13 protein-coding genes are annotated in these 14,286 nt (G+C 44.1%); 6 read left to right on the top strand and 7 right to left on the bottom strand.

Annotated features, from left to right (window positions below):
* Positions 1-54: 54 nt before the first annotated feature.
* From fmt to thrC, 3 genes are all read left to right on the top strand, one after another.
* Complete coding sequence (gene fmt, locus RTS10_RS08955) at positions 55-1,071, top strand: methionyl-tRNA formyltransferase (protein WP_312540043.1); 1,017 nt, start codon at positions 55-57, stop codon at positions 1,069-1,071.
* A gap of 15 nt (positions 1,072-1,086) precedes the next feature.
* Entirely contained in the window at positions 1,087-2,439 is a 1,353-nt protein-coding gene (gene rsmB / locus RTS10_RS08950) for a 16S rRNA (cytosine(967)-C(5))-methyltransferase RsmB (protein WP_312540042.1), read from the top strand.
* Positions 2,440-2,507: 68 nt separating this feature from the next.
* Entirely contained in the window at positions 2,508-3,923 is a 1,416-nt protein-coding gene (gene thrC, locus RTS10_RS08945) for a threonine synthase (RefSeq protein WP_312540040.1), read from the top strand.
* Between the two features lie 95 nt (positions 3,924-4,018).
* Here the strand turns inward: thrC and RTS10_RS08940 are convergent, their stop codons facing one another.
* From RTS10_RS08940 to mpl, 4 genes are all read right to left on the bottom strand, one after another.
* On the bottom strand, positions 4,019-4,765 hold the full coding sequence (locus RTS10_RS08940; protein WP_312540039.1) for an enoyl-CoA hydratase-related protein: 747 nt from the start codon (positions 4,763-4,765) through the stop codon (positions 4,019-4,021).
* 293 nt (positions 4,766-5,058) lie between these two features.
* On the bottom strand, positions 5,059-5,316 hold the full coding sequence (locus RTS10_RS08935) for a GlsB/YeaQ/YmgE family stress response membrane protein (protein ID WP_036601338.1): 258 nt from the start codon (positions 5,314-5,316) through the stop codon (positions 5,059-5,061).
* Positions 5,317-5,575: 259 nt separating this feature from the next.
* Entirely contained in the window at positions 5,576-6,418 is an 843-nt protein-coding gene (locus RTS10_RS08930) for a ParA family protein (RefSeq protein WP_007116609.1), read from the bottom strand.
* 84 nt (positions 6,419-6,502) lie between these two features.
* Positions 6,503-7,936: a UDP-N-acetylmuramate:L-alanyl-gamma-D-glutamyl-meso-diaminopimelate ligase gene (gene mpl, locus RTS10_RS08925; protein WP_312540038.1), complete on the bottom strand. Its 1,434-nt coding sequence runs from the start codon at positions 7,934-7,936 to the stop codon at positions 6,503-6,505.
* 293 nt (positions 7,937-8,229) lie between these two features.
* Between mpl and gdhA the strand changes: the two genes are divergently transcribed.
* Positions 8,230-9,564, top strand: coding sequence for an NADP-specific glutamate dehydrogenase (gdhA, locus tag RTS10_RS08920; protein WP_312540036.1), 1,335 nt, complete (start codon positions 8,230-8,232; stop codon positions 9,562-9,564).
* Positions 9,565-9,643: 79 nt separating this feature from the next.
* Here gdhA and RTS10_RS08915 read toward each other — a convergent pair whose 3' ends face one another.
* Positions 9,644-10,627: a YheT family hydrolase gene (locus tag RTS10_RS08915; RefSeq protein WP_284034847.1), complete on the bottom strand. Its 984-nt coding sequence runs from the start codon at positions 10,625-10,627 to the stop codon at positions 9,644-9,646.
* A 147-nt stretch (positions 10,628-10,774) separates the two neighbouring features.
* Positions 10,775-11,371, bottom strand: coding sequence for a YigZ family protein (locus tag RTS10_RS08910; protein ID WP_312540034.1), 597 nt, complete (start codon positions 11,369-11,371; stop codon positions 10,775-10,777).
* 49 nt (positions 11,372-11,420) lie between these two features.
* Here RTS10_RS08910 and RTS10_RS08905 point away from each other — a divergent pair, with 49 nt between their 5' ends.
* Positions 11,421-12,125 carry a pseudouridine synthase gene (locus tag RTS10_RS08905; RefSeq protein ID WP_159375609.1) on the top strand — a complete coding sequence of 235 codons (705 nt, stop codon included), beginning with the start codon at positions 11,421-11,423 and terminating at the stop codon, positions 12,123-12,125.
* Here the strand turns inward: RTS10_RS08905 and RTS10_RS08900 are convergent.
* Positions 12,122-12,781 carry a DUF2939 domain-containing protein gene (locus RTS10_RS08900; protein ID WP_312540032.1) on the bottom strand — a complete coding sequence of 220 codons (660 nt, stop codon included), beginning with the start codon at positions 12,779-12,781 and terminating at the stop codon, positions 12,122-12,124. The two genes, RTS10_RS08905 and RTS10_RS08900, sit on opposite strands and share 4 nt — an antisense overlap.
* A 253-nt stretch (positions 12,782-13,034) precedes the next feature.
* Between RTS10_RS08900 and dnaJ the strand changes: the two genes are divergently transcribed.
* Positions 13,035-14,201 (top strand): molecular chaperone DnaJ, encoded by a 1,167-nt coding sequence (gene dnaJ, locus RTS10_RS08895; protein WP_312540031.1) that lies wholly within the window; start codon positions 13,035-13,037, stop codon positions 14,199-14,201.
* The last annotated feature ends 85 nt before the right edge of the window (positions 14,202-14,286 follow it).

Genomic DNA, 14,286 nt, shown 5'->3' with positions numbered 1-14,286 from the left:
TGCCAATTCATATTATAATAGCAGAAATTTATTGTATTTAAGACGAAATTTATCATGTCTCAAACCCCGCTTAGGGTCGTATTTGCTGGTACGCCCGAATTTGCTAAAGTCGCCTTACAAGCGCTCATCAGTCACCAAAAAGCCCTTAATATTGACGTTGTGGCAGTCTATACACAACCTGACCGCAAATCTGGTCGTGGGCAAAAAATTAGTGCATCGCCCGTCAAAGCACTTGCCTTGGCAAATAACATTGCGGTAGAACAACCTGAAAGCTTTAGCTTAAAATCAGCCAATGGGAGTGTTTCACGTGAAACACTCAAAAACTATCGACCCGATATCATGGTGGTGGCGGCCTATGGGTTGATTTTACCGCTTGGCGTGCTACATACCCCAAAATTTGGCTGTATCAATATTCATGGCTCATTATTGCCACGCTGGCGCGGTGCAGCGCCCATTCAGCGTGCGATTTTAGCAGGTGACGACACTACAGGTATTACCATTATGCAAATGGCGCAGGGACTAGATACGGGCGATATGCTGTATAAAATAGAATGCCCCATCACTGACACAGATACCACCCAACTATTGCATGATAAATTAGCCAAATTAGGCGGTGAAGCCATTGTGACGGTGCTGTCTGATTTAGAAAACTATCAACAAAAAGCCGAAAAACAAGACGACGCTTTAGCTAATTATGCCGAGAAAATCACCACGGCAGAGGGTGAAATTAACTGGCAAAATGATGCTATCAGTATTCAACGTCAAATCCGGGCGTTAAATGCCTTTACCTATCTTGATGAAAATAAAAACCCCAATCAGCGTATTAAAATAATAGAAGCAGCGCCCATTAAACTCGACCAACAAACCCATGAACCTGCAGGTAAAATCGTCAGTGTGGGTCGTAACGCGATTTTGGTTGCCTGTGGCAAAAACGCGACCAACCACCAACATCAGGGTGCACAACATTTGATTAATATCACCCAAATGCAGTGGCCAGGTGGTAAGCCGTTAACCGCTGAGCAAATTGCCAATGGAGATAAACTCAAAGATGGTGATATTTTTCACTCATAACCAATTAGGCACATCATGATCCAATTACATTCTCAGCTCAATACTCGCGCCAAAGTTGTCGCCACCCTCGAGCGTATCCAACAAGGTGAGTCATTGGCTAGCTTGCTTGACCCACTACTAAACCAAGTGAGCGAAAAAGACAAAGGCTTTGCCCATGAATTATTGCTTGGCACACTGCGTCAATGGTGGGCACTCGCTCGTATTGGTGAAAGCTTGATTGAGCATGAAGTCACTGATAAAGGCGTATGGGCAGCACTCAATATCGGACTGTACCAACTGCTGTATATGGACACGCCAGATTACGCGGCGATTGGTGAAACGGTCGAAGCAGTCAAACAACTGGATAAAGGTTACGGTGCTGGACTTATCAATGCCATACTGCGAAAGGTGCAAAAAAACCCTACCAAATTTGCCAAGAAAATTGAGAAAAACCACAGTCTACCTAATTGGCTTGCCAAGCAGCTCAAACAGGATTGGGGTGAATACTATGCCGAGCTTGGACAAGCGCTTCGCCAAGCTGCGCCCATATTCTTACGCGTCAATCGCAAATTTTGTAGTGTAGAGGATTATGCCGATATATTAACTCAACAAGGCATCGGTTTTGCCCTAGTGTCCATTGGCTTTGAGAAAGTACAAACCATTCAACTCACTGATTCTATAAGAATCACCGATTTGCCTAAATTTGCCGAAGGATGGGTCAGTGTGCAAGACAAACATGCCCAGTTATCAGCACATATTTTGGCAAGCCTCGCCTTGGATAAATCTTTGACGGTACTAGATGCTTGTACTGCACCTGGGGGTAAACTGGCGCATTTATTGGAGCTTGAGCAGTCAAAAACGTTTCACGTGAAACATCAAAATATCGCGTATGTAATCGCTTTGGACAACGATGAAAAACGTTTACAACGGGTAAGCCAAAACCTTGAGCGTTTGCAGTTAAACCAAGACAATGTACAATTGGTATGTGAGGATGCCACAACGTTTCAAGCAGATACCCAATTTGATATGATAGTGCTTGATGCACCTTGTACCGCAACGGGGGTGATTCGCCGCCATCCTGATATCGGATTGCTACGTACTGAAGAAGATGTAGGGCAAACTGCCGCGTTACAAGCCAATATTTTAGCAAACTGTTGGCATAATTTAGCCGATAATGGTTATCTACTCTATATCACTTGCTCGATGTTAAAAGCAGAGAATGAAAACCAATTACAAGCGTTTTTAGCCACACACAAAGCGGCGCAAATCGTGGATTTTAGCCTTAATTTATCCAACCAAATCAAACGGGACATCGGTTATCAATGCTTGCCGCTTCATCAAAACGATGGCGATGGCTTTTATTATGCCTTACTGCAAAAACTTGGGTAAAAAATTGGCATTCATTGCAATGCTAGGTTTATGCTAAACTGCATCAAATTGATTAAATGGATGGAAAGATGAACTATATCAGCACGCGTGGCAAAACAGCCCCTATGCAATTTAGTGATGTGTTACTGATGGGACTTGCCCCAGACGGCGGCTTAATGCTACCTGAAGAATACCCACAGATTGATGAAGTAACCCTCACCCAATGGCGCACTTTAAGCTACCCTGAGCTTGCCTTTGAAATCATGCAATTATTTGCCACCGATATTCCAAAACATGATTTAAAAACACTGATTGAGAAAACTTACACCGTACAAGCATTTGGCAATCCTGATATTACCCCTGTTCGTACACTCAAAGATGGCATCAAAATCATCGAGTTATCAAATGGTCCAACACTGGCATTTAAAGACATCGCCATGCAGTTTTTGGGCAATGCTTTTGAATATGTGTTAAAGAAAAAAAATGAGCGTCTGACTATCATCGGTGCGACATCAGGCGATACAGGCTCGGCTGCTGAATATGCGCTGCGTGGCAAAGACAATATCGAAGTGTTTATGATGTCGCCACATGGCAAAATGAGTGAGTTCCAGCGCGCACAAATGTATAGCCTCGATGACAAAAATATCCATAACATCGCCATCAAAGGTATGTTCGATGACTGCCAGGATATCGTAAAAGCCTTGCAGCAAGATGCTGAGTTTAAAGCCAAATACAGCCTTGGGACTGTCAACTCTATTAACTGGGGTCGTATCCTCGCGCAAATCGTCTACTATTTTAAAGGTTACTTTGCCAGCACCACCGACAATAGCGAAAAGGTCAGTTTCTGCGTGCCATCGGGTAACTTTGGTAATATCTGCGCGGGACATATTGCCCGTGAAATGGGATTACCCATCGAGCGTTTAATCGTTGCCACCAACGAAAACGACGTTCTGCACGACTTTTTTACTACTGGCAAATATAGCCCGCGTACCGCCGACAAGACTTATGTGACCTCAAGCCCATCGATGGATATTTCAAAAGCGTCGAATTTTGAGCGTTTTGTGTACTTGCTCGCTGAGAAAAATGGCAAAAAAATTAATACGCTTTGGCAGGATGTCAACGCAGGGAAAGGCTTTGATATGTCGGATTTGATGGCAAACATCAATGGCAAATATGGTTTTGCATCGGGAAAATCAACCCATGCCGACCGTATCGCCACGATAAAACAAGTGTATGCCGAAGACAACCAGCTCATTGACCCGCACACCGCTGATGGGATAAAAGTGGCACGTGAAGTACGCAAAAAGGGTGAAGTCATTGTCTGCGCCGAAACCGCCTTGCCAGCCAAATTTGCCGAGACCATCACCGAAGCTGTCGGTCAACTTGACATTCCCCGTCCCAAGCATACCGATAATATCGAAAGCTTGGCGCAGTATGTGACTGTGCTTGATAATGATGCAAATTTGGTGCGTGCGCAAATTGAACAGTTTGTGGTAGCCAAATAATGCCTATCTAATAAATTGGCTAATAAATTGAATTAAATAAAAGCCTTTTAATTTTCTAGTTAAAAGGCTTTTTTGCATTATTTTTCTCTTTTGCCTTACTGTTTATGGACAAATTTGCGCAGTATCGCTTTGACTTCATCCGTCTTCAGACGGTTACTAAAGTGAATGTTTTCTTGTTGGATACGCGCTAGGATTTCTGTGGCATTACGCATCAAGTCTTTAGTTTGTCGTACCGATGACACCGATTTTTTGGCAAGTATTTCTGCTTTTTGGCGCGCCGTGTTTAGTACCTCATCGCTACTAGCAAAAGCTTGGTTGGCTAAACCCAATTCAACTGCCTGTATACCTGTGATTTTTTCACCCATCACAAACACCTCAAAGGCACGCTGATAACCAATTTTTTGCGTCAGTAAAAGGGTCGAACCTGCTTCTGGTACCAACGATAAATCCACAAATGGGGCTAATAATTTAGCGTTTTCTACGATATACACCAAATCACAATGAAGTAGTAGCGTCAAGCCAATGCCAACGCCTGAGCCTGTCACCGCTGCTACGATGGGTTTGGGATAGTCACCCAGAAATTGCACAAAATCTAACGCATTAAGCTTGGCATCGTCATTTTCTGCTTTGTTTAAAAAATCGACAAGATCATTGCCTGCGGTAAAAAAATCACCGGTTGACGTAAACAAAATCACTCGAATATTATCGTCACTTTTTGCCTGTTCCATCGCGGTTTGTACGGCTTGGTACATGGCATTGGTTAGGGCATTTTTTTTATCAGCTCGATTAAGTTGGATTTCTAAAACGCCATTTTGCGTTTGAAAATTGACAAGTTGTTCCATGAAAGCGTTTACCTTAGTATCTCATTAGTGTCTAATAGGGGTCTAGTAGGTATCTGGTGCTAAAAACCAAGTCAACAATATAGCATTATTCTAAGCGGAGATTCCAAACTTAGTAAGACAATGAGGGCAAAAAAATTAAACTGAAAAAAATTAAAGCCAAAATGCCAAGTGTTAGATGCTATGAGTTAGATGCCAAGCGTTCAGAAAATTTTAGCCAATAAAAAAGGCATTTAAATTAAATGCCTTTTTTAAATAGATATTCTAAATTGATTGCATAGTTAACTAATACAGTATTAACCAATACGGCGTTTACCAGTGGCTAACTCATAGACGAATAGCACAATAATAGCACCAATGACTGAGAAAATTAGACCAGTAAAGCCACCATTGGCATTCATACCTAGCATACCTGCTAAGAAACCGCCTACTAACGCACCAATGATACCCAATACAATAGTAAGAATCCAGCCCATTGCGTCCGCACCTGGCTTGATAGCACGGGCGATAACACCAACGATAAGACCCATGATAATCATATAAATAAAGCTCATTTTAACACTCCTAATTTTTTAACCTGTGTAATTTTTAACTTATTTTTTTACCTAATCGATTGGCAGGCGTTACAGCGCTAAATTGTTATATTTATGGTTTTAACTAATAACTGCCTCTCTGATGACTGTTATTTTATAGACAAGCTACCCGCAGTTAAAATGTTGGTTTGTTAATTATGTAAGTTCTCTTTGAAGTATTAAGAGGATTTTTTATTTAATGTAATGCTATGTCAGTAGAGACGATTAAATGTAAGTTCCGTTATCTGGATTCGATTTCTTGATAAAGCGCAGCGTATTGTTGGGTGAGTTTATGTTTAGCGTCCAAATAAATTAGCGGTAAGCTTTGATGGTGGGACTGTTTCATGATAATTGAAGGGCTAAGTTTGGTCTCATACACAGGATAGCCTTCATTGACCAACGTTTGTACCACTTCTTTGGGTAAATTGGCGCGTGGGTCAAACTGATTGACGATGATACCTTCAATTAACAAGTCACTATTATGGTCCTGGCGCGTCTCTAAGATGTTTTGCACCAAGGTTTGCAGCGCGCGTTTGGAGAAAATATCACAATCAAACGGGACGATGACACGATCAGCCGCGATCAATGCCGACAAAGTAAAAAAGTTAAACGCCGGTGGTGTATCAATGTACACCCGATCAAACTGCTGACTTAAAAGGTTTAAGCCGTCTTTTAATTTATAAATTTTATGTTTGCTTTCAAGGGGCTGCAAAATATCGGCAAGCATGGGACTGGCTGGAATCACTGATAAATTATCAAATCGGGTGGTGTGAATACAGTGCTCCAACCCTTGATTGCGACTACCCGTCATACCGCCAAACGGAAATGCAAACATCATCGGCATGGGGCTAGACGTCGCTTGCAGGGTTTGCGAAAAGAAATTTTCAATATTGGGTTCTGTGATATGCGCGGGATGAATGTCTGTGGCCGCATCGCCGATGATATATTGGGTAGCGTTGCACTGTGGGTCAAGGTCGATAAGTAAGGTACGCAAACCTTGATGGGCGCTCATCGCGGCAAGATTGACAGCAATGCTGGATTTACCAACACCGCCTTTTTGATTAAAAATGACTCGGGTAAGCATTGTGTAACCTAATATTTGTACAAGTAATCATGAGTATGCTAAAAAATCACGATTTTTGCTAGCAAATTTACAAGGTTAGAACAGTTAGGCTTGCTGCAGTGCCTTCACCAGTCGACCATGAATGCCTTCAAAGCCGCCATTTGACATCACAATCACTGCATCGTCATCGCCAATGTGCGCTGCAATATGCTCAATAATCGCATCGGTCGATGTCATCACTTGTTGGTTGGCAGCATTGCCAATCGCATCGGCAACTGACCAATCTAGATTGGCAGGTTGATACCAGATGACTTGGTCGGCGATACTCGCTGATGGCGCAAGCAAACCTTGGTGGGTACCGAGTTTCATGGTGTTTGAACGCGGTTCAATCACCGCCCAGATTTTACGGTTTGGGTTATCCGCGAAACGTTTTTTGGCGCCATCAAGCGTGGTTTCAATGGCGGTCGGGTGGTGGGCAAAGTCGTCATAAACTTCTATATGTTTGCCGTGGTTATCGATTGTGCCGACCAGTTCCATACGGCGTTTGATACCCGCAAAATTGGATAAGGCTTCACAGGCTTGTGCAACCGATACGCCAACATTGTAGGCTGCCGCAATTGCCACTAAACCATTATTGACGCTATGTAGACCGCTCATCTGCCAATTGACTTGTCCTTTGTGACCATCAAACATGACTTCGTATTGGCTTCCGTCTTGTTTCACTAGCTTGGCTTGCCAATCGGCATGGGGATTAGTGCTAGCAATCGCTGTCCGCCAAATCGGTGTCCAACAGCCTTTTTTAAGGGTTTCTTCCAAGCTTTCGGTATTTGCTGGCATGATGATTTTGCCATGTGACGGTATCATGCGTATCATGTGATGAAACTGGGTTTGGATGGCGGCAAGGTTTGGGAAGATATCGGCGTGGTCGTATTCAAGGTTGTTTAAAATTGCGGTGGTTGGGCGATAGTGGACAAACTTGGAGCGTTTATCAAAAAAAGCACTGTCATATTCATCCGCTTCGATGACAAAGTAACCTTCATGATCCGCAGTTTTATCACTCCCCAAATAACTACTGTGGGCAAACGCTTGTTGTAGGCGTTCATCTTGGGTATCAACAAGTGGCACGCCACCAATCAAAAAGCCGGCATCAATGCCTGCATAGTGTAAAATCCATGCCAGCATCGTGGTAGTGGTGGTTTTGCCATGCGTGCCTGCGACGGCTAATACATGACGGTATTGCAATACCTGCTCTGCCAAAAACTGCGGACCTGAGGTATAAGCAATACGCTCATTGAGCATATATTCAACCGCCTCTATGCCGCGCTTCATGGCATTGCCGACAATCACCAAATCAGGTGCAGGTTGTAAATGACTAGCAGCGTACCCTTGCATAATCTCAACACCCGCATTTTCAAGCTGGGTGGACATTGGTGGATAGACATTGGCGTCTGAGCCTGTCACGGTATGTCCAAGGTCACGCGCAAGCAGCGCCAACGAACCCATGAAGGTACCACAAATACCAAGAATATGAATGTGCATAAGTTTGCCTTAGGTCAAATACGCATTAGCGGCTAACCAAAGCCGCTAAACCTTGCTAAAAATTAACAATTTTAAAGGACAAATTAGGCTTTGTCAGCTATTAAATCCAGTTGTAGGTTAACTTGCTCGCAAACACCCATGTCTAGTTTTCGGCAACCCACCGTGCCAAAACCGTGCCAAAGAGGTACAGAAAAATAGTTTTACAAATTACTATGACAGTGCTAAGTTACTATAAATTCACCAAAATAGTGTTTTTGCACTATTTTTATGAAGTTAAAGCATTGAGGAGTGGTATGAAAAGCAGTGAGTTATTAAGCATTTTAAAGCAGTGTCATAGCAATGAGCCAGAGTTTATCCAAGCGGTCGAAGAATTCTGGGAAGATATCGCAGCGGTTTATGACCAATCCACTGTTTATCAACACCTTAATCTATTTGACCGCTTAACCAACCCTGACCGTGTTATTCAATTTCGTATCAACTGGGAAGATGACCAAGGCAATGTTCAAGTCAACCGCGGTTGGCGTGTGCAATTTAACAATGCATTAGGCCCTTACAAAGGCGGTATCCGTTTTCATCCCAGTGTGAATCTTTCGGTACTAAAATTTTTAGGGTTTGAACAAATCTTTAAAAACGCATTGACCGGTCTGCCTATGGGTGGGGGTAAAGGCGGTTCAGACTTTGACCCAAAAGGTAAATCAGACGCTGAAATTCGCCGATTTTGCTATGCCTTTATGCGCGAATTAGCGCCTTATATTGGTGCAGATATAGACGTACCTGCGGGTGATATCGGTGTCGGTGGCCGCGAAATTAATTATATGTTTGCCATGTATAAGACGCTTAATCGTGAGTTTACGGGGGTATTAACCGGTAAGACGGTGGGACAAGGTGGTAGCTTGATTCGTACCGAGGCAACGGGGTTTGGTCTGGTTTATTTTTTACAAAATATGCTAGAAGCCCATCATGATGGCTTGATGGCTAAGACTGCTCTAATCTCAGGTGCGGGCAATGTATCGCTACATGCCGCACAAAAATGTATTGAGCTTGGCGCACAGGTACTGACATTATCAGACTCAAAAGGTACCTTATATCTCAAGCATGGCTTTACCTTAGAGCAAATTGAAGCGCTCAAAACTTATAAAGCGCAAGACAAACGTTTAAAAGACTTCGTCGGCACCAGTGATGACGCAGAATGGATCGACGGTAGCCGTCCATGGCATATCAAAGCCGATATTGCCCTACCTTGCGCCACCCAAAACGAAATCAACGGGCAAGATGCGCAAAATCTGGTCAATCATGGCGTTAAATACGTGGCAGAAGGTGCCAACATGCCCAGTGATGCCGATGCCATCGCCATCTTCCAAAGTAATGGCGTCATCTATGCGCCGGGAAAAGCCTCGAATGCCGGTGGGGTCGCGGTGTCAGGTCTTGAGATGTCACAAAACTCGGTACGTCAATACGCAACCTTTGCGGTGCTTGATGAGCAATTAAAAACCATCATGAAAAATATCCATGACGATTGTTTTAACCATGGTAAGCAAGCGGATGGGAGCATTGATTATAAAAAAGGCGCCAACCTAGCAGGTTTTAACAAGATTGCTAAAGCCATGGTGAATTACGGCATTTTATAATGTTAAAAAACCCCTCATTAACTTTAATAAATAAAAAGCTCCCTCATTGTGAGGGAGTTTTTTATTGAAGCAATAGCAATCAGTCAGCACAAGCCTGAAAAAATTTAAAGCTGGTGCTAGGCAGCCAATTCACATTGAGTTTTTTGTTTTGTAATTGCACAAAGCCCACATGTCCACCATGCTGGCTATACAGTAAGCGCACACAAGGTGACACATCGGCTTGGGTGGCAAGAATGCCCAAAAATGGGTCATCTTTGGCAGTGATAATCAGCGTAGGTTTAGTGATGTTTTTGAGTACAGGTAGGGCAGACGCTTGGATGTAATAATTCGCCCCTGTACCAAAACCATGGCGCGGCGCGGTATATAACTCATCAAACTCGTCAATCATCTTGATATTTTTTAATGCGTTGATTAGTGCTGGCTCATCGACCTTTTTTAAGGCTTTTTGCAATAAAGGATTGAGCAAATAAGGCGTATACACCCGTTTGGCGACAAAACGATGCATGGCTTTTGCCGAAGTCGTCAAATCGACAGGCGCAGAAATCACCACCGCTGCTTCACAGGCAGCTGCATCGCCTTGCTCACCCATATAACGAGCCAGCATATTGGCGCCGAGCGACACGCCACTGGCTACAATTTGGGTATAACCGTACTGAGTTTTTAGCAGGTCAAACATATGCACCGCTTCGGCAGTATCACCCGCGTTATAGTCCAATTCTGAGGTATTATCCACCCCGCCGCAGCCGCGAAAATGGACGATAACCGCATCATACCCCAATCGGTGCGCTTGGTGGGCAAAGGCAATGGCATAATGGCTATCACTGCTGCCTTCAAGCCCATGAAACATCACCGCCAATGGCTTATCAAGGTTTGGCTGATTATCGGTATTGGCAAATACAAAGTCATAAGCCACTTGGGTGGTACCGGTACGGTCAGGGTGAAGGTGTCGCTGATAGTTAGGTTTTGGCAGTTTGATAAACTTGGGTAAAATGGTTTGAACGTGGGGGTTGGCTAAGAAAAACGGGGTGCGAAATGGCGTTAGGGGTAGTTGATGAATATTCATAATATGCCTAGTGATTGTTATGATTTTTGACTATTTTACGGCTTTTTGACAGTTTTTTCATGGCGACTTGTGAAGTAAGTTTGGGGTGTTGTGTAGGGTTTTTGAGGACAATTTTGCTAGGCTATCACTTTTACGCTGCTGCTGTGGTTATTCACTGGCTTTCACAGTCCCGTAAAAGCCGATTTTTTCGCTGAGTGCTTGAACTGACTTTTGCGCAAGCTCCACTGTCAAAACGACATTTTTACCATAATCAACCTTTAAAATCGTGGCATTAAAGCCGTCTAATGTATGTCTGACAAAGGACTCATTGGCAAAATCGGTTTCAATCATTATCACGCTTAACGGCACAAACGCGTGCAAATTCATGTTATCAACCACGGCTTGTGCGGTGCTACTATAGGCACGTGTCAGCCCACCTGCACCAAGTTTGATACCGCCAAAGTAACGCACCACAATGGCCACGCAGTTACCAATTCCCTTGTGTTGTAACACGTTTAAAATCGGCTTGCCTGCCGTACCACTGGGCTCACCATCGTCATCAAAACCTGCCGAGGTGGTGTTGTGCGGGTCGCCAATGATATAGCCATAGCAGACATGGCGCGCATCGGGATATTGGTTGCGTAATTGTTCCACGTGAAACATTAATTGCTCGCGGCTATCAATGGCAAAGCCAAAGCCCAAAAATTGGCTTTTTTTAATCTCAAGTGTGGCAGTACATGGCGCGCTAAGCGTGTAATAGGTCATGGTTAATCTATGTTACAATAAGCAAAACAAGCACTAGGATAACAAAAAAATGCGTTTAGACAAATTTTTAAGCAAAGCCACTGAGCTATCGCGCAAAGACTGCAAAAAAATCTTGCACGCAGGCGAAGTCACTGTCAATGGCGAGGTGGTCAAAGATTCAAGCCTACATATCGATGAAGTGGATGACGATATCGAATGGGCAGGTGAGCCGTTATCGGTTGCGATGGGCAATCGCTACTTACTGTTATATAAGCCAGAAGGCTTTGAGTGCACCCTAAAGCCAAAAGAGTGGCCGATTGTCACAGACTTGATTGATGTACCCCAGCTAGGTAGCTTGCGGATTGCAGGGCGACTCGATGTCGACACCACGGGTGCGCTGCTACTTAGCGATGATGGTGGCTTTTTGCACCGCGTCACCAGCCCCAAACATCATGTGGCAAAAGTGTATGAGTTGACGCTTGCCGAGCCAATGACTGAAGCACAACAGGCATTTGCTATCCAAGAATTGGCAAAAGGCATCATGCTTGAAGATGAGTATGATAAAACTAAACCCGCTGAGTTAAGTTTTTCTGATGCTACTCATGCCAAGCTGGTACTCACGGAAGGCAAATACCACCAAGTCAAGCGCATGATGGGCTACTTTGGCAATAAAGTCATTGAGTTACACCGTGCCAGCATCGGTAACATTACCTTAGCAGGATTAGAAAAAGGTGAAAGCCGATTTTTGACCGCTGAAGAAATTGACCAGTTTTAAGCATTTAGCGGCAGTGTCACACCCACGATTTTCCAATGAATAAGCCCTTGGCGCTGCAAGCGGAGCGTTAAGGGGTAGCCACGCACCTGTCCGCTGACTTCAAAACAGTTAACACCACAATAGTGTGTGGTCGGTTGGGTCTGTGACGTTGCTGTGGTGGCGTTGGGATTAGGCGATTGTAGTTGTTGTTTGATTTTTTGATTAAGCTCAGCTGAATTGCGCGCTAAAATCAAGTCTTTGATATCAATCTTATCCATCGCTACCGCCACCAACCCTCCTAGCAGTTTGACGTTTGTTTTGAGCGGCTCGCTAGTCGCTTGTCCTGTCAGCGCATACTGTACGCCCTCTGGCGTGACGGTATTATCCACGGCTTGATTGACCATTTTATTCACTAGGTCATCAGGGTTTAGCGTGATATTGAGCATCTGCAAAATAGGGGATTTTGCCACATGATTGGCTTTTTCCACCAATACAGGGGTTAGCTGTGATTTAATACTTTGCTGCAGTTGCGTAAATTCAATCGCTCCACTGATAGTGTCTGCTTGTTGTGCATCATAGGCTTTTTTCAGTTGGTACATTGCCCAATAAGGGGAGGCAAATACCCATGCGACGACAATCAGTGCCAGGATGATTAGCAAAGATAATACTTTTTTCATAAATGACTATCAGGGTTAGAGTTTGCTAATTAGTTTAAAACAACGGGCTAGGCTATTGCGTATTTTTCTTGCAAAAAAAGGAAAATATTTTTGCGCTGATAGCCGATTATTTGCTTGATTATTTGACAGAAATCGCCACTATATTGCATATTTTTAAATTTTAGTCTTTCACAGGTTTGGCAGCTGTTAAACGTTGCTACTGGTCGAACCCACTCTTCCGTACTGTCAACACTATGCTGCCAAAGGAGTTACTATGTCAAAACGCGATTTTTATGAAGTATTAGGGGTAGATAAAACCGCTAATGAACAAGAAATCAAAATAGCCTACCGCAAACTTGCGATGAAATATCATCCAGACCGTAATCCTGATGACCCTGCCGCCGAAGAAAAATTCAAAGAAGCCTCGATGGCATACGAAGTGCTAAGTGATGACAGCAAACGTTCAGCGTATGACCGTATGGGGCATGCCGCGTTTGAGAATGGCATGGGCGGTGGCGGCTTTGGCGGTGGAAACTTCCAAGACATTTTTGGCGATATTTTTGGCGGCATGGGCGGCGGTCGTGGTGGCAGCGCGGGCGGCTTCCAAGACATTTTTGGCGACATTTTTGGGGGGCGCACAGGGGGTGGACGTAGCAGACGTGGTTCAGATTTACGCTATATGCTTGATTTGACGCTTGAAGAAGCGGTACAAGGGACAAAAAAAGAAATTACCTTTACCGCACCTGCCCCTTGTGAAACTTGTGATGGTAAGGGCGCCAAAGACAGCAGCGATATCGTGACCTGCGCAACTTGTGGTGGTGCGGGTGTGGTACGTATGCAGCAAGGCTTTTTTGCTGTGCAACAAACCTGCCCCAACTGTGGCGGCTCAGGTAAACAAATCAAGAATCCTTGCAATGACTGTTATGGTTCGGGTGTTAAAGAAAAATCACGCACCCTTGAAGTCACTATTCCTGCTGGTATCGACAATGGCGATCGGGTACGTTTAACGGGCGAAGGTGAAGCGATTACAGGCGGCGAAAGCGGTGACTTGTATGTTGAAATCCGTGTGGCACAGCACCCTATTTTTACCCGTGAAGGCGCTGATTTATACATGGATGTGCCAATCAGCTTTGCGGATGCAGCCTTAGGTCGTGAGGTGGAAGTACCAACGCTTGAAGGACGTATCAATTTACGCATTCCCGAAGGTACCCAAAGCCATAAAGTATTCCGTATCAAAGGCAAAGGCGTTACCCCCGTGCGCACGACGATGAAAGGTGACTTGTTATGCCGTGTGGTGGTAGAGACACCGACCAATCTCAACAATGAACAAAAAGAGCTACTTCGTCAGCTACAATCATCCATGGGTGATCATCAACAATCGCCCCAGAAAAAATCTTTCTTTGATAAACTCAAAGAAGATGTCAAAGACTTGTTTGACTAGGTTTTATTGGTTTATAGTGTTTGATAGATGTTTCACGTGAAACATCGGACCCTTGTAATGATTGCAAGGGTTTTTTTGTATAAGG

Source organism: Moraxella sp. CTOTU47616, assembly GCF_032017465.1.
Lineage (GTDB): Bacteria > Pseudomonadota > Gammaproteobacteria > Pseudomonadales > Moraxellaceae > Faucicola > Faucicola tetraodonis.
The sequence above is the reverse complement of the archived record's forward strand: the minus strand, read 5'-3'. Positions and strand labels throughout refer to the sequence as shown.